This is a genomic window from Candidatus Nitrospira nitrosa, from assembly GCF_001458735.1.
In the GTDB taxonomy this organism is placed as follows: domain Bacteria; phylum Nitrospirota; class Nitrospiria; order Nitrospirales; family Nitrospiraceae; genus Nitrospira_D; species Nitrospira_D nitrosa.
In genome coordinates this window covers 1,244,398-1,260,981 of the sequence record NZ_CZQA01000001.1, presented here as the reverse complement: position 1 = coordinate 1,260,981, position 16,584 = coordinate 1,244,398, and the positions used below count along the sequence as shown (strand labels likewise).

General features: G+C 55.0%; 16 protein-coding genes. 3 read left to right on the top strand and 13 right to left on the bottom strand.

The features are described from left to right. Positions 1–104 precede the first annotated feature (104 nt). Both COMA1_RS05960 and COMA1_RS21360 read left to right on the top strand, forming a co-directional pair. Positions 105–1,292 (top strand): hypothetical protein, encoded by a 1,188-nt coding sequence (locus COMA1_RS05960; protein ID WP_090745151.1) that lies wholly within the window; start codon positions 105–107, stop codon positions 1,290–1,292. A gap of 358 nt (positions 1,293–1,650) precedes the next feature. Further along, positions 1,651–1,890 carry a DUF1810 family protein gene (locus COMA1_RS21360; protein ID WP_218055313.1) on the top strand — a complete coding sequence of 80 codons (240 nt, stop codon included), beginning with the start codon at positions 1,651–1,653 and terminating at the stop codon, positions 1,888–1,890. Between the two features lie 556 nt (positions 1,891–2,446). Here the strand turns inward: COMA1_RS21360 and COMA1_RS05950 are convergent. The 13 genes from COMA1_RS05950 to COMA1_RS05890 all read right to left on the bottom strand — a co-directional run bounded on the left by COMA1_RS05950 (position 2,447) and on the right by COMA1_RS05890 (position 14,949). Then, positions 2,447–2,704, bottom strand: coding sequence for a hypothetical protein (locus COMA1_RS05950; RefSeq protein ID WP_090745145.1), 258 nt, complete (start codon positions 2,702–2,704; stop codon positions 2,447–2,449). A gap of 81 nt (positions 2,705–2,785) precedes the next feature. Continuing rightward, on the bottom strand, positions 2,786–3,769 hold the full coding sequence (locus COMA1_RS05945) for an OmpA family protein (RefSeq protein WP_090745142.1): 984 nt from the start codon (positions 3,767–3,769) through the stop codon (positions 2,786–2,788). 66 nt (positions 3,770–3,835) lie between these two features. Beyond that, entirely contained in the window at positions 3,836–4,258 is a 423-nt protein-coding gene (mscL, locus tag COMA1_RS05940) for a large-conductance mechanosensitive channel protein MscL (protein ID WP_090745139.1), read from the bottom strand. A 48-nt stretch (positions 4,259–4,306) separates the two neighbouring features. After that, a complete protein-coding gene (locus tag COMA1_RS05935) occupies positions 4,307–5,422 on the bottom strand; it encodes a DUF481 domain-containing protein (protein ID WP_090745137.1) in 1,116 nt (371 codons plus the stop codon). A 209-nt stretch (positions 5,423–5,631) separates the two neighbouring features. After that, positions 5,632–6,360 (bottom strand): response regulator transcription factor, encoded by a 729-nt coding sequence (locus COMA1_RS05930; protein ID WP_090745135.1) that lies wholly within the window; start codon positions 6,358–6,360, stop codon positions 5,632–5,634. A gap of 151 nt (positions 6,361–6,511) precedes the next feature. Further along, a complete protein-coding gene (locus COMA1_RS05925; protein ID WP_090745133.1) occupies positions 6,512–6,748 on the bottom strand; it encodes a hypothetical protein in 237 nt (78 codons plus the stop codon). A 60-nt stretch (positions 6,749–6,808) separates the two neighbouring features. Beyond that, on the bottom strand, positions 6,809–7,129 hold the full coding sequence (locus tag COMA1_RS05920; RefSeq protein WP_141654234.1) for a hypothetical protein: 321 nt from the start codon (positions 7,127–7,129) through the stop codon (positions 6,809–6,811). A gap of 358 nt (positions 7,130–7,487) precedes the next feature. Then, the gene (locus COMA1_RS05915) at positions 7,488–9,281 is read right to left on the bottom strand and encodes a sigma-54 interaction domain-containing protein (RefSeq protein ID WP_090745127.1); all 1,794 of its coding nucleotides are present in this window, start codon (positions 9,279–9,281) and stop codon (positions 7,488–7,490) included. Beyond that, the gene (locus COMA1_RS05910) at positions 9,278–9,796 is read right to left on the bottom strand and encodes a Rab family GTPase (protein WP_281176238.1); all 519 of its coding nucleotides are present in this window, start codon (positions 9,794–9,796) and stop codon (positions 9,278–9,280) included. Before COMA1_RS05910 ends, COMA1_RS05915 begins: the two co-directional genes overlap by 4 nt. Beyond that, on the bottom strand, positions 9,796–11,529 hold the full coding sequence (locus COMA1_RS05905; protein WP_090745120.1) for an OmpA family protein: 1,734 nt from the start codon (positions 11,527–11,529) through the stop codon (positions 9,796–9,798). The genes COMA1_RS05910 and COMA1_RS05905 overlap by 1 nt, the downstream gene beginning before the upstream one ends. A gap of 112 nt (positions 11,530–11,641) precedes the next feature. Beyond that, positions 11,642–12,259 (bottom strand): hypothetical protein, encoded by a 618-nt coding sequence (locus COMA1_RS05900; protein ID WP_090745117.1) that lies wholly within the window; start codon positions 12,257–12,259, stop codon positions 11,642–11,644. A 229-nt stretch (positions 12,260–12,488) separates the two neighbouring features. Then, positions 12,489–13,295, bottom strand: coding sequence for a mechanosensitive ion channel family protein (locus COMA1_RS05895; protein ID WP_245630870.1), 807 nt, complete (start codon positions 13,293–13,295; stop codon positions 12,489–12,491). 4 nt (positions 13,296–13,299) lie between these two features. Then, on the bottom strand, positions 13,300–14,949 hold the full coding sequence (locus COMA1_RS05890; protein WP_090745113.1) for an AsmA family protein: 1,650 nt from the start codon (positions 14,947–14,949) through the stop codon (positions 13,300–13,302). Between the two features lie 215 nt (positions 14,950–15,164). On the opposite strand from COMA1_RS05890, the gene COMA1_RS05885 reads away from it, so the two are divergent. After that, positions 15,165–16,352 (top strand): ATP-binding protein, encoded by a 1,188-nt coding sequence (locus COMA1_RS05885; RefSeq protein WP_090745110.1) that lies wholly within the window; start codon positions 15,165–15,167, stop codon positions 16,350–16,352. Positions 16,353–16,584: the final 232 nt, after the last annotated feature.

The window sequence follows — 16,584 nt, the reverse complement described above, 5'->3', positions numbered from 1 at the left end:
GGGATGATTCATTTCTGGTGGCGGCAAGTGATGGGTGTGAGGAAATACTGACGGTCTGCATGCTGGTTTCACTTGCCTGTATCTAATGGGAGGAGTATCGCCCCATGAGTCTTCTTGCTGATCTCCATGCCGGTAGTCATGGTCTGCAGTTCACGCCTCCATCTTCATGGCAGCTCGACGCTGACGAGGATGCGTTTGTCTCTTTTCGCGATGCCACACATCGGGTCGATTGGTATCTGGAGTTTTCACCGCTGATCGTTGATCTCTCAACCAGGCACGATGAGCTGCTACGAGAAGATCTTCGTCACGACACGATTACCGTCTTTGAGTCTTACTTTGCGATGGCGAAAACCGAGTCTCCCATTCCCCCTGTGGAGCAGGGCGTAGATCTAGATGCTGTCACGCGAGAGACTGTGCACAATCTCCTCTCGTTACCACGAACCAAGCGAGATCCGAACTGGTCTCCGGTCGTTTCCATTGAACGAGCGACGATCAGTGATGTGCCGGTACTGGTGGTGATCCATCGACTGACCTACAGCGCCGGAGATGAATTGATCATCGGGCGTATTGTGATCTCGCTTGAACAGGGGACGATCTATCTCAGCGCACTTCGGCGAGCTGATATGACCGGGGTGCGGGAGAGCTTTCTCGTGATCACCCGTCAGCAGCCTGGAGAGGATGGTGACGCTGGACTTTCTGAAATTTCTCAGGCCATGATCGATGATCCCACGCTTGATGAAAGGTTCCCGGATCATCCCTTGAGCGCGATTCGGCGAGCCCTGCATTGGGCTCTGACCACACCACTCAACCTGAGTATTCGGACTCCACTTTCCTCCGAACCAGAAACACCGATGATGCTCCCACGGTCTGGATGTTCCATCACTCCTCCACCTCGGTTCCGTGTCTGTCCAGCGATGGCCGCTAAGATGGATTCTTCCCTCACCCCATTTATCCGTGCGACCGTGCCGCAGGGGGGATCCTATGGTTTTGATGTGTGGCGTGTGCCTTCTCTGTCCATCAAGGGGCGGCAGGCGACACAGCGATTGCGTCGTATCGCTGAAGAGCATATGCGTGAGTGGGGACGCGACGGAGACCCAGCAGTTGAGTTCGAATGGGTAGAGTATTCAATACGTGACGGTCTGCCAGGGGTGAGCACCTATGTCAGTTTCCATGTGCATGGCAGAGAAATCACGCGGTGGCGAATTGGTTTGTGGATCATGACGGCACTGTCTTTCGTGTCTGCATGGCTGGCTCTATTTCCCGTTCCCGTGAAGAGCTCACCACAGCTGTGAACGACAGCACGGGAACTTGGCAGCGACTTCCTGAAGACGTGAGGCCGCGCTCACCGTGGTGGAATCTGTTCGCTTCATAACTGAGTCCATAGACTGAATAGTCAGGGTCACAGTGCGATGGCCAAGAATTCGCCATTGGCTCGCTCGATGAGGCCAAAGCTTATGTGGAACACCCGGTCATGCCCGCAATATCCACGAAGACTTCTACTGCAACCGCCGATACGCCGCTACGACAATCCTAGCAGCGGGCGGGCTTGCCGCTCAGTCAGTCGACATACTGTTTCAAGTATGCCTCCTTTCTTCTCAGCTCCGCGCGCCCGTCTCGCGTGGCGTCTTGGCGGTTTCGTTACGAACCCTCGTGAATAATGCGGGCTTAGGTCCCAGACTTCGAGAATGTACCCAGCTTGTTCTGAACGTGGAAGGACGCAGCGCTGACGAAATCTTCGGCTATCCCGACAATTTGAAATTCCGCTCCTGCATGACCCTGTTTATGAGCGCGACTCCCGACAACACGCTCTTCAAAGATGCCCTGCTCAAGTACTTCGACGGCAGGCCTGACCAGATGACTCTCGATATCCTGGCACAGCAGACATTTTAGGGCAGGTAACCGTGGAAGGAGCCACTCGGTTGGGCGGCCCGTCCATCTGCGCGCATCGCAAATCAGCTGACTGACAATCTTCGGTCCGGGACCTATCGTCCTCCACGCTCTCAAATGCATGGCTCAGAGATCCCGCAATGGACAATCCCGTTTCCCTTCCTTTTCCCAATTCTCACAACGCATTGTGATCACATCGCGCTGCAAATGGCGTCTATACGCAGCGACGTTCATCACGGCAGTGTCTGTCATTCCCGTGAAAGCGAGAATCCAGAGTAGGACTGGATCCCGGGTCAAGCCCGGAATGACGAAGAGAGTAGAAATTCTGTCGTCATGTATAGCTTGGATCCCGAGATAGTGCTGACCACTATGCGCAGGATTCGCTGAGGAAATGAAGTGGATCTAGACGACCCTCACAGTCTCAGCTCATGGAGACTTTCAGAGAGTCTACAGTGAGTAGCAAGAGCAAGGGGAAAGGTTTGCTGGTACGTGAGGTAGGAGGAAGAGTCGGCGCGTTTGCGACGCGCCGACCTAAACCCAGAAGAAATCTCTGCGCACCCTACTTGCCAGTAACGGCATCTTTCAGTTTCTTGCCCTCATCCTTTGCTTCTCCTGCATTCTTCATCGCATCCTGTGCTTTCAGATCCTTGGCGCTTTGTGCGGTTTCGCCACCTTCCTTTTTGACGTTCTCCGCCTGGCCTTTCACGGTCTCAACCTTTTGCTTCATGGCGCCCATGTCGACAGCCCATACTGCCGACCCCAGACCAACCATGACAAGTACTACGGCCGCACCCACTAAGCTCCTTCTCCGCTGCATGATGAATCTCCTTCTACTCGACTCGCAGATGATAGCGAACGGAGCGGCGACATCTCGCCGCTCCTCTAAAACGATACCCGACTACTTGGTCACGCTGATTTCGACGCGGCGATTTTTGGCCCGTCCTTCACTGGTCGCATTGGACACCACCGGTTTGGTATCGGCTGCTCCCATTGAATGGGCACCTGAAAACCCACCGCCTGCTAAGGCTTGCGCGGCGTTCGCTGCACGCGCTTCGGACAATTCCTTATTGGACGGGAATTTCTTTTTCAATGCGCCGAGAATCGGCCGATTGTCGGTGTGACCTTCGACATGCACCTGATACTCCGGAAAATCCTTCAGGATGGAACCAACCTGCTTAAGCGCATCCGCTCCTCCCGGCTTGAGCTGGTCCTCACCGGACCCAAATAAATAGCCTGATGCCAGATTGATGAGCAACCGCTCGTTATTCAGATCGACGGTGATATTCTTTTCATCGATTTGCGGCTTGAGTGCCCGGATCAATCCCCGCTCTGCCTGCTTCAATTTTGCCATTTCCGCAGAGAGGTCACCCCGAAGGCCCGAAAGGTCTTTGTCTCGATCGGCCAGCTGTGCCTCAAGATCCGCCATCCGCTGCTTCGCGGCGGCCAATTCTGCTGCAAGCCTATCCCGTTCACTTTGCAACTGACCGATATCGCCTCTGGCCGACGAAAGCTGGCTCGACAAGGCATCCTGATCACTCGATCCAGAGCGAAGATGGGAAATCTCATGTTCGCGGTCCGCCAGTTGCCGTTCTAACTCACCCACCCGGCGGCTCAGATCTCCATTTTGTCTCCGCGCGGCTTCGAGCTCATCAGCCAACCGTTGACGTTCCCGCTCAAGAGCCGCCAGGCGATCAGCTGTTGGATCGGATGCCACCGCTTGTACCGTAGAAGGGCATCCGCTTCCCAGGTGATAGCCGTACCATTTCTTGTCGATGCACACTTCCGGCTGCTTAATATAAGAACCAGTGTGCTTGGCAGACGAAGAACAGCCGACTAAGGCAACCAGCCCTGTTACGACCACGGCGGTTTCGAACGTTCGCATGGTGTCCTCTCCTCCTCAGTTGCGCGGCATCGCCCCGCAACGCTCCGGTCAGGTTATGCGGCCGACTTATTGACGGTTCTTGAGGAGATCGCGGATCTCTCTCAATAACTTTTCTTCATTGGTTGGTTCCGGCGGCGCAGGTGGTGCTGGTGGTGGAGCTTCATTTTTGAACCGATTCACCTGTTTGACCAACATGAAGATGACAAATGCGATGATAAGGAAATCAAACACACTTTGCAAAAAAACTCCGTAATTCAGCGTGGGAGCTCCAGCCGCTTTTGCCGCAGCTAACGACGGTGGAGACGTCCTGGATAAATCGATGAACAAACTGGAAAAATCAACCTTGCCCATCATTAATCCGATCGGCGGCATGAGGACGTCGCTGACCATGGACGACACAATCTTCCCGAATGCCCCACCGATAATCACACCGATCGCCATATCCAGAACATTGCCCTTCATGGCAAATTCTTTGAATTCCTTTAACATAATGCCCTCCTCCTCAACGAACTCGTTGACCTACGCCCCGCAAGGACGCTAGCGTTTGCGAGTGGTGTCGAATGCATACCCTAGCGTGAATAAGTACAAGTTATCAGTATCGCTCGTTCCTGCAGGCGGCCGATTGTTGTAGCGCGTGGTCACCTGGAACCCGCTCGCCAGACCGGCAATGATCTTCATGCGAACCCCGTTATCCATCGTAAAGAAGAAGTCCGATGCATTCTGGACCGAGGGGAAAATCTCGTTGTAGTGGTAGAGCGTCACTCGACCATCAAACAGCGGCCAATCCCATTTCATTGCGACACGCGCGCGAAAGCTCGCCCGATCCCCGGTGAGGCTATTATTACGGTAGTCCTCGTTGAAATACGTCGGACCGGCCTCGGCGTAAAACGTCATGTCTTTAAAAATACCGTTAAAGTCTCCGCGCTCGATGAATTGATATCCCGGTCCACTGGAGATCGCCGTTCTCAGCTTGAGATTTTGAAGAAAATCGTTCTCGACATAGGCCGACGCGTACCAAAACAATCGCTTGGTAATGAAGAAGTCCAACTTAATGGTTCCGCGACCATTCCTTACCTGTAAACTCCCGTGGTTGTCTCCGTACACGTAGCGGCCCAATAAGGTCAACCGCAATTGTTCACTCCGAGCCACCAAATCTCCGAGTACGCTGACGTTCCGCAGATGGCTGTTTCCCGTGGATTGTGAGTAGCCGGCATTGAGACTCCCGGTGTAAATGACCGGAGATTGGATGACCGGATTGACCTGAGTCACCGCATCCATCGGGACCGTCATGGTACCGCCGGTTGGGCCCGCCTTCACCTTCATCATCCCCGGGTCCCCTTCTTCCACCGTCCCGTTAAGAACGGTCCCATCCTTTAGATGAAAGGGAATTGGATGTGAGACAGCCAGCTTAGTCACCTCAGACCACTTGACCTTGATGAAGTCTGCAGCCAGAACGCTTTTGATCACCAAGAGCCCACCGGTCATTTCGATCACTTCGCCGTGTATCACACTGCCGTCTTTCAGGGTAACCACATCGAAAGCCGGTTCGACCTGTGACACGAGCGCGGCGTCATCGGCAGAAAAGGCAACGTGCTCCATCGTTGTCAGACACCACACCACGATCAACCCAAACATGACTATCGATGGCCTCATCGGTCCTCCTTTATATTGATACGTAATTTCCTAACGCTACTCGGACTTACGGATATACCGTGTTTACAAGATCACTGCAAGAAATCCTTTTGGATTCGGTATGCACAACCCTTCCATATCGCTCGCCCGTGATCCTCTCTTCACCCACTGCGTCCACGACACGACGGACATCGGATCCCGCTTTGCTCTAGAAGAGTGGAACGGGATCATCACTCGCTGCAAAAGGGGCCCGGTCCATTCTGCCTCTTCTGTTCGAGATCGACGTAATACCGAGCCGCTTCAGAGCGCCTGGAAATTCTGAGACGCTTGTAGATCTTCTGTAGACGAGAAGCAATCACCGTATGCGCGACATTCAGCTCCTGTCCGATTTCTTTGTTGGTCTTCCCGGAGGCCACTAAAGAAAGCAAGTGTCGTTCTTCACTTGAGCAGGTCTTTTTCCATTGCTCATGCCCTGACGTACGGCCATCACGGAGCCACTGGATCACTTGCTCGGTTAAGTGCTGATCCATGATGGCCCCTCCACTCGCCACAATCTCAAGACTCTTCGTTATCGATTCGGCTGTCGCACTCTTCAGCAGGTATCCATGCGCTCCAGCCATAATCGCGGCACGCAAGACGTCCTTATCATCCTGCGTGGTAAAGAAGAGAACTCTTACCTGAGGATGAAGCTGCCGAATGGTTTTACAGAGCTCGATCCCGCTGTCCTGTCCCACTTGAGCCTCCACCAAGACCAGGTCGGGTTGTTCGGCATGAATGGCGTGGAGTGCCTCCTGTCGAGTCCCGGCCATACCAATGATTTCGATATGATGGCTTCTGGAGAAAAAGTCTTTGATTCCCTGAAGTGTCAGGATGGAACGATCAATGATGAGCACACGAATCGGCCGCCGCTCTTTGTCTGATTGCTCCATACAACGCTCCCACTTCTGCACGAGACTCATGACTTGACTCCCTGCTGTTTCGATCACCACCGCTTACTCCCCGTAGACACTCCACGAGGCGCCCGTGAGACTCTTCGGCTGAGCCTCTGCAAATCCTACCCCTATGCCGATGTTGTGCGATGCACGGTCTCCGATCCTCTACTCAGTGTTCTCAGAGCGTCCCCGTGACACTCATGGTGCGCTTCGCATGTCGCGGGTACACACCAGTAGACGTTGACGTCTTGATTCGCTCTGCTTGTCGAGCCACAAGATTTCTGAGCATTCTGACGGTGACCATCGCTCCACAATTGACACAACGCAGAGCTCCCCGGCCTGCTTCCTGCTCTTCGCGCTCATCTTCTGCGTAATGCTCCACCAGCATCAAACCATTGCACCGTTTACAGCGCATACGACGATCCTTCGTATTGACCCTCGAGTTTGAGATTGGTAAGGCGCGTCCGCTTGACCATCACGTTCTTCCCTGTGGGAGCACTGCAGGCTCTACTAGCTGGCCGCATCCTATGGATGACCGCTGAATAGAAGCAGTCTCCGATGTCTGTTGATGGCCGGAGGAGTTCAACACTCTGCAGAGATCGACAACATAGTCGACGAACGCACCGATCAACCCCTCACGACAAACCAGCTCCTCAGTGCCCTCCACAGATTTCCACTGGTCATTCACTTTTTTTAACACCACCAGCCGATGAGTGCGCATCCCACGATTGGCTTCGGTCGTGAGCAAGTAGTCCTCACCATGTGTCCCTTTGACAAGAAGGCCTTGAGTCGTCACAGGGATATCCTCTCTCCAGGTATCAGCGTTCATGGTCGTGAACAGCGTTTCGCAGGTGCGATAGCGCTGTCATGCCATGATGCCTCTAACAATCCTTATGCCAGCATCCTGGTGTATGCAGTTGCATTGATTGTCGAGGGATTTTCACATGTCCATGCATTATCGGCCCAGGAAAGGCGTCTCAGCTGATCCAATGTGACTGTCTCATGAGACAGTCACAACAAGAAATGAGACAGGGTTCTGTGTGCGGCAATGACGAATTCTGTCCGGGAGATAGTGGACGCCCCAGTACCACCAGGAGTGGCACAATTGTAGAGTGGTCGCCGGACGAGGAGGGACAGGTTGGGAACGCAGCGAGTCAGTGCGCGTGGATATCGAACTCGACGAGACGACGATAAAACGTTGCTCTGCTGATCCCCAATCGTTTGGCAGCTTCGGTTCGGTTGCCGTTCGCGTCTGAAAGGGCTGTCAATAATCGAGTTTTCTCGTCTTGATTCGACAACGGGATGAAGACGGACGGGCTGGCTGCCAGAGTGGCTCCGGCAATCTCCGGAGGAAGATCAGCGGGGCAGATCTCATTCCCCTTGCAACTGATCACGGCGAACTCAACCGCGCTCTTCAACTCACGCACATTCCCAGGCCAGGAATAGCTCATCAGTACGCGAAGTGTGTCCGGGTGCAGCCGCTCGACCGTCTTCCCGGTCGGAGCACAGATTTTCCCGAGCATCGATTGTGCCAGCAGAGGGATATCTTCACGCCGGTCTCGAAGAGGGGGAAGTTGGACTCGCGCGATTCGTATTCGGTAGAGCAGATCAGCCCGAAACGATCCTCGAAGAACGTCTTCGCTGAGGTTGTGATGGGTAGCCGCCACAACACGAACATTGACGGTACGAGGTTTGGCCTCCCCTAGACGGGTGATTTCCTTCTCCTGCAAGACCCGCAACAGTGCTGTTTGAACCTGAGGCGGAATATCTCCGATTTCGTCCAGAAACAACGTGCCTCCCTCCGCCGCTTCGAACAAGCCCTGCTGATCCTGGATGGCGCCGGTAAAGGCTCCGCGCTTATGCCCGAAGAGCTGGCTGGTCAGAATAGAATCGGTCAAACCCGCACAATTCGCCGCGAGAAACGGTTTGTTCCTTCTGCCGCTGGATGAATGGATCGCTCGAGCAATGAGTTCCTTTCCCGTCCCCGTCTCACCTTCGATCAACACCGTGGTATCAACCTGTGCCACGTCACGCACCAATTGATAGACACGAAGCATGACGGAGCTCTTCCCGACCAGATCATGAAACGACGCTTGTTCATTGAGGGCTTGGCGAAGCGCATGGAGCTCCGTGCGGTCGGAAAGGATCAGAATACGTCGAACGGGATGACGCAAGTCTCTGTGGACCTCCAACTCAATCCATCTGGAGCAAGCCCCCTCCAGACACAATGGTCCGCCGGAACGAGTTTGCGAGGAGCCGTCGAGGAGATGTTGAACCAACCGACGGTCTTCCTTACTGAATGATAAGACCTGATCCCAGGGTTGACCGATAGCCTCCTGAGCGGCAATACCGAGCATCTCGAGCGTGCGATCCGTCGCAAATGCGATCTGTCCGCGCTCGTCCAAGACCATCGCGGCAAGTCCTAGTTGCTGGAGCAACGCCAGCGCATCGTCCTTCGTACGCTCACTCGCTTCTAATCGGCCGATCAAGCGTGTCTCCGTCTTGTGATGCGACTTTGCGGTGATGTCTTCGGCAAGCATCCGTTCACGAGCCCGTTGAACGATGGACCGCATGTTCTCAAAGTCCGAGCCAAGACGCTCTATAAGCACGAGCTTGCGAAGCCCAAGGGACAGCGCCCTGGCTTCCAGTGTCATCGTGCCACCCTGTTGGTCGGACTCCGTCCAGGGACCGGATTTTTCAATCGTACCTGGACCGCCCTGCCACACCGTGTGAATGCCGGTTAGATAATCTTGCAAGAACGGCGAGCATTGGCTAGGATCCAGCGCGCAGCGGATGGCCGGACCAAAGCGCTGGCCCCACCATTCAGGTGGAGCCCCTTGAAGCCGAAATTCTCCCGATTTTTCTTCCCACTCCAACACGACGATATCCAGCGCGGCCAATACATGATCGGACAGCGAGGGGTCGTGAAGATGGGATTGGTCCGTCATGGACAAATCCTTGACGGAGGCGCCGGACTCAGCAGCATCGCGGCAAGACAGCCGAAAAGTTCGTCAACCCCCTGCCCAAGCTTGGCACTCCCGAAGAAGACCGACCACCCTTGTTCACGTAGCTGTTCGATAACCGGCTGATCGATCTCCCACTCCGACCGGAGATCGGACTTGTTAATGATCGCGACAAATGGAAGGGGTCCAACCGTCCGCACAACAGTCTGCTGGAGCAGACGAGCCGTGTCGAGCGTGGCCTTCCTCGTGCCGTCTATGACCAGGATATAACCAGATGATCCGCGCAAATACGATTCCCGGACATGTTGGAATTCATCCTCACCATAGAGGTCCCACAGCATGAGCATCACGTCCTGATGATCGACCGTGACCGTCTTCTTCTCGACGGTTACCCCAATCGTCGTCTGATAGTGCGCTGAAAACACGTTGGTCACGAATCGTCGAACGAGGCTGGTCTTCCCGACGGCAAATCCCCCTAACATGCAAACTTTCTTTTGCATCATGGCTGAGCAGGCTCAGAGTCCTTGGTAGAAGCTTCAAGCGACGCTCGAAATGTCACAATTCGCTCAGCACTTGTGCCTGTTCTCACGGTTGTGAGGATTCTCGGGTGTACTCCTCCCAGAGCAGCCAGCACAGCCTCAGCCCGGTGTCTGCTGAGATTGAGATTGAGGGCCGCCGACCCAGTCTGATCAGCCCACCCAAGTATGTCCACCCGCACGCGTTGATCCGATTGAGAAACAGCGTGATCCAGATCCCGCAACACAACCAAGACCGCATTCACCGCCGAACGTTCCGACGGTTCGATCGTCGCTGAGCCGGAACTGAAATGAATAACGGCATGGTTGAGCCGATTCAGGAGATCGGAGATGGAGACGGTGACGAGTCCCTCGTCACTGTAGTGTGCAATTCCCGGCACAAAAGACGCCAGCCGCTTCGTCTCATTGCCCCATTCAATCGATGCCGACCCAGTGACCACCAGTGTATCCCCATCAACGCGAAACTGGACGGTGCTTGGGGGCTTCAGCATCACCTGCGCTCGTCTCCTAATCAGTTGAGGATCGAGCCCATAAAAAGGAGACCACGAGGCCGTCACGGTTGACTCGTCAAGACCGGCCTCATTGATCAAGGATGACGGGTCTTTGGCCAGAGGATCTCGCAACCCTTCGAGATGATGCCCGCCCCACGTCGAGCGCTCATTCGTTACAACAATCCCCGGCTCAGTCCTAAGTTGCACAAGGAAATGAGTCCATCGGGCATGGGTTTGATAGGCGGTCCATCCCCACCAGAAACACGCCAGCACAACAGCACCTCCAAGAATCCAGAGCTTCAGTGCGCTTCGTGGCTGAGCTGATTCATAATGGGCTTGCAAACAGTCTTCGAGGCGAGGCTGCACTGTTTGAAACGGGGCGGCATCTCCCTCAAAAGACACCAAGGACTCGGCCTGTTCGGCGTGAATACGATCCAGCACATCCCGGAACCTCTCTCTGAGACTAGCCGGGGGGGTTCCTCGAATCACACCGGCCAGATAGGCGCGGGACCCTTGCTCGACCCAGACCGTCCACTCTCCAACTTGGAACTGGTCGAGTGTCTGGTCTTGCGTGGCTCCGAACGAATCACGAACGTAATCTTGAATCGCCGTCAGCATGCCGGATAGGACATGTTGGTCCTGGACGACCACGCCCTCTGCTGCGACGTGATGGAGCAGCAGCCCCGTATCCCGATGGATGAGAAATACTTGGTCCACCCGATATCGCAGTCGATGGAACAGGACTACCTCTGCGAACGTGCGGCCGGTTCGCCAAGCTTCCAGTCTCCACTGGAACCCCCGAAATGAGAGGCTTTCGTCCAGCGAGTGGTTGAAGGCCTCCGTCATGCTTTGCAAGGCACGTGCAATGGCCTGCCGAATGGCCGGACCCATGATGGGTGCGATCGCATCAACGATCGCCTGCGGTGACTTCCGCACGGTCGCAATAAAGCCGTTTTCGACATAGGGAGTCAGGACGGCCGATATCTGCTTGTCGCCCCCTCCGCGTAGAGCAAAGGCTTCGGGAAGGACTCGGCTGACATCCCGAGGTTCCACTGATCGATTGTCGAGTCGATCTCGGAGTTCGTCGAGTTGCGTCTGTTCCGGAGCCAGTAACAGCGTCCGGAGCTGGGTCCAGTCTTCGTCGACCGGCACGCGTGCCGGTGAGGGTTGAGAATGTTGGCGAGGTCTGTGTGGATCAGTCGACATAGCGTCACACTACCGTCTCGCGTAAAACACCACCGAAGAAGCATCCGTGAAACTGACTCTTACAAGCCGCAGTGCGCACGCCTTCAAGTTTGGCCGGGAGCCTGAGCCTGCCTCAGGCTCGACTGGTAGGTGCCTCGCCGTTCGAGAGTCGTTGCGCTGCCTCCATCAAGATGGCTGCGAGTGATGTGCGATCCGTCTTTTCGGCACGGAGGTCCCGAACTGCTCCTTCGAGAGCCGATGTCGTTTCTGCATGACGAGTACGAACATCATCCGCCAGCTCGTTGGTACGCTCCGCCAACTGCTGCAAGACATGAGACTGTGCTTGGCTCGCCTGTTGTTCGAGTCGGTGGGCCTTCTCCTCCAAGGTCGCGGCCAGTTGCGTGAGATCCTGCGTCAGTCTCGTCACAGACTCTCCTCGGAGGTCCTGTTCCGTCGACAGCCTGTTCGTCAGAGACTCAACTTCCTTTTTGATGTAGAGTTCGAGACTCTCAAAGCGTCGTTTGAGATCATGACGGAGATCGGTGGCTTCCCGCAGCAAGTGCTGTTCAAGTTGTGCAAACCGGCGGTCATGCTCCCGGGCCTGTGCGCCGAAGAGAATGTCCCGAATCTTGTCGAGATGACCACTGGCCGATGGATCGTCAGGAGGAGGGAATTCGCCTTTCTGAAGAGGACGCTCCGTTTGACCTTGATGCGCCTCAACAGATTGGTCGGTAGTGGTTAATCGACTCATGACCTCACCTCACGAGATGGCGATGGATGTAAACAACCCCACAACATAGATCTGACCGAAAGATCGGCGTTCTCCTAACATGCTCTCCTGTGGTTCGCGTTCCTTCCCGTTTGCCACGTGGAGGAGATTATCCTAGCACCGGCAAGCCGACGCCAACAAGACAGAATCGATGGGCTTGGGTTGATCCTTCACCTTGAGGGGAGGCCGGACGTTCGTGATCCGGAGGGCACTAGTCTTTCACCAGATGAACCTGATGGCGAGAAGTGGGGAGTTCGATCCCACGCGCCCGAAATCGCTCGAGAATCAGCTTATTCAGCTCGCCTTGTACTGCCCCGTAATCTCCCACTGCAGTCCACGGACTCACAGCGAGCGTCAGAGATGACTCACCCACAGCCGACACTCCTACGCCGGGAGCAGGTTCCTTCAACACCTTAGGATGCTGCTGAAGTATGTCTTGCACCTGCGCCAGCGCATCATCGACATTGGCGCGATGGGACAGCGGGACCGTCACCTGAGCCTGACGGATCACCCCGAAATTGTGCAAAATTTCTCCCACAATTTTGCGATTGGGAATGATGACGCGGGAATGGTCCGCATGCTTCAGTGTCGTCGTAAAGATATCGATGACCTCGACATCCCCATGCACGCCCAACAGCGAGATATGTTCACCGACCTTATAGGGTTTGCTGAAGATAATCGAGAGCCCGGCCATCACATTGCTCAACACGCCTTGCAAGGCCAGTCCGATGCCCACGCCGGCGACACCGACGCCGGCGATCAACGGGGCAATGGGCACACCCATTGTCTGCAAAGCGATCATGGCCGTAAACAGCATCACCACGATCTTGACGATGCGCACCAGGAGCAAACGGACCGGCGGTTCAAGCGTCTGCTTTTCGAGCGCCTGTTGAGCAACATTCCCGGCCCCACGCGAGGCCATCATGCCCGCGACCAAGATACCCAGCCCAACGGCCGCCTGCAGCCCGTACTGCACGGCATACTGCGCGAGCATATCCACAACATTCATTGACGGCATGTGCTTATCTCCCGAAGAGCCCCTTGAGGAGCTCTTGCCCTTCCTTCTTCAAGTCTTCTGGTTTCGTCGTGCCCTTGAGCAATCCACCGACGGCTTCTTCCACCTTCTTTTTCACCTGTTCCTGTACCTTTCCGGTCAGGCCCTTCACATCGACTCCATACGAAGGAGCCTGAGCCGTTCCGGAAATCGTGAGCGGAAGGCTGAGTCGCCCCTCTTTCATAGCGATTTGGACGACGGGCGACGCAGCTGAAATCTTTTGACTCACATCTTGTGACAGATTGAGGTTCACGATCAAGTTCAGTTTTTGGTCAAATCCAATGGTGCCTCCGCCGGTCGCCTGAAAATCATGGCTGTCCATCAAGAGCCGCTGCACATTGATCACCCCTTGCTTGATAGCCAGATCGGTCTCGATCGTCGAAAACGCCGTGGTCTTCGCGTCACCCATCGAAATGCCGGCAACCTTGAGCGCGTCGGCCACTTCTTGGAGGATATTCACTCCTTCGATCTTCCCATCTTTCACAGCCAGATGACCGGTCCCTTCCAAGGCCTTGGTCAGATCCGGCATGGAGAACCCCTTGCCTTGTAGCGACAGGTCGGCCCCGGCAGTACCGCTCACCGACACCGGCGCGTCCGAAACGGCATTCAGCGCCGGGCCGAGTTGTAAGTCTTGAATCGTGACCATACCCTTGAATGGAGGCAGCTCTGCTCCCGCAATCATCTTTCCCTGCCCCTTGACCTGTCCCTCAAACAGTTTGAACGACAAGGAATTCAGCTTAGCCTCTTGCCCTTTTACCTCGGCGGCAAGCTGGAAGTTTTTGACCTCGACTGGCTTCTTCAGAGGAAGCGTCACTGGGAGATTTGCCGTACTGATCATCGGTGAACTGATGTTGATCGTTGCATCATTCCCGGCTGCTTTCCCAGTGATTGTGAAATCCGTTTTCCCTATACCCAGCTGGAAATTGACTGCATCGATGTCCATCGTCTCTCGCAACGGGCCAAACGTCCCATCGAGCTTCACCGGAAGATTGAATGGCTGTACGAGTGTCGCAACATGGAGCTGTGGCGTTTGACCAAGACGAACCTCACGCAAGATCAGCTCCAGATCTTGCAGCACATACTCTGTCGGGTTTGCAGCCGACAGGTCACGGTAGGTCACCTTCCCCCCGTCGAGCGATACGCGGTCCACGGCGAGCAACGCCAGAAGCTTGAGCGGACCTTCCGTCGAAGGAATCGGAGCACGCGAGGGCTTCTCTGGAACCGGCACACCTTTTCGTCCAATCGTCGAGGCGTTGAGGACTCCGTTCTTATTTTTGATCACCGTAATGACCGGATTATGGAGCGTGATCTCTTCGACCTCGACTTTGCCGCTCAGTAACGGCATCAGCTTCACACCCACGTCCAATGACGAAAGGGACGCGAACGAACTTGAGCTGAAGGCCGGATCATCCAGTACCGCAAATCCCGCCACACGCGCGCCGATCCTTGGCCAGACCGTTAAGCGAATGTCTTGCAGCTGAATCTTGCGATTCAGCGCCTCTTCGATGAGCGGTTTGTACTGATCTTGGTACTTATTGAGGTCGACGAGAAAAGGGAGTGCGAGCACCCCGCCGACGAGAAGCACGACGAGGACGAGCAAGCCGATGGCTATTTTCATTTGAGTCGCCTCCGGGTGATTCGTAAGTATATAAACGGGTTTCTCTTGAGTCAACGCTACTGGAGGTAGAAAGCGACCACGAGCCCTTCAGAAGATCAGCCCCTCGGCAACTATTGTGAGGCGCATACGAGGGCAAGGCATACTGCCGGCGGCAATTCCTCGATCGTAAGCACACTTCCTGAGGTAATGCGGTGTCGGCAGAGTCGTCATTTGGCATGCCATTTGACGAGAGAGTCGTCACCTGGCACCTTACCTTCATGATCCGCCTACCAACCATTCCTCGAGTCCTGAACTTAGAACATCTGGCAGAGAAGAAGTCTCACTTCCTGTTAGGGCCCCGCCAAACGGGGAAGAGCTTTCTCATTACCCAAAGCTTCCGGAGTGCTCGCGTGTACGATCTCTTGGACACGTCGGTCTATCTAGCCTTCAGCCAGCGCCCACAGCGACTGGCAGAAGAACTCACTCCCATAGATCGGCTGGTGGTCATCGACGAGATTCAACGGATTCCCGGACTGCTGAACGAAGTCCATCGCCTCATCGAACAACGAGGGATTCGTTTTCTGCTCACAGGGTCAAGCGCCCGCAAGCTTCGCCAAGGAGGGATTAATCTCTTAGGCGGACGTGCACGAACCAAATACCTGCACCCACTCACGCAGGGAGAATTGGGACAACACTTCGACCTCGGCAAGTTTATTTCCTGCGGGGGTCTCCCCTCCATCTATTTCTCCGACGATCCTCGCGCCGATCTTGTCGCTTATATCGGATCCTATCTGCAGCAGGAAATCGTCGCTGAGGGAGCCACACGAAACATTTCGGCCTTCAGCCGGTTCCTGAAGGTAGCGGCCTACTGCAATGCCACCATCATCAATTTCACCAACGTCGCCACCGACGCCCAAGTCCCCCGCACCACCATCTACGAGTACTTTGAGATCTTAAAAGATACACTCATTCTCCATGAACTGCCGGCCTGGCGCGAAACCAAGCAACGCAAACCATTGGCCTCATCCAAATACTATTTTTTTGATATCGGCGTCGTAGCCGCCCTGCAGGAACGGCAATACCGTCGAGGGACCCCGGAGTACGGGCAAGCGGTGGAAACCTATCTCTTCCACGAACTCAAGAGCTATGTGGACTATGTCTCTGGTGAGACTCTCGCCTTTTGGAAATCCAAGTCCGGTTTTGAGGTCGATTTTATCTTGGGAGATCACACCGCGATCGAACTTAAGGCGAGTGAAAACGTCGGCCCCAATGACCTGAAATCCTTAAAAGCGTTGGCAGAGGAGCGAAAACTCAAGCGCTATCTTTGCGTGAGCTTGGAAACACGTCGAAGACAGATGGGAGAAGTGACGATCCTTCCGATCCATGAGTTCGTGAAAGCGCTCTGGGATGAGTCGTATTCGTAGTTCTGTACCGCTGGGAACAATTTCACCATGCCCGTATGAAGGACGATGCACAGTTCACAGTCAGTCTCCACTTTCCATTTTCACTCGCAAACACACCCACATCACCATACGGTGATCAACCACCGACCGTAAACTACTCAAGCGGCGAGCCGCCGAGGTAGGCCTGTTCTATCAAAGCCTGACCACCGACATCGTGCATACTTGCATCAGCCGCTCGGCGCAGCACAGACCC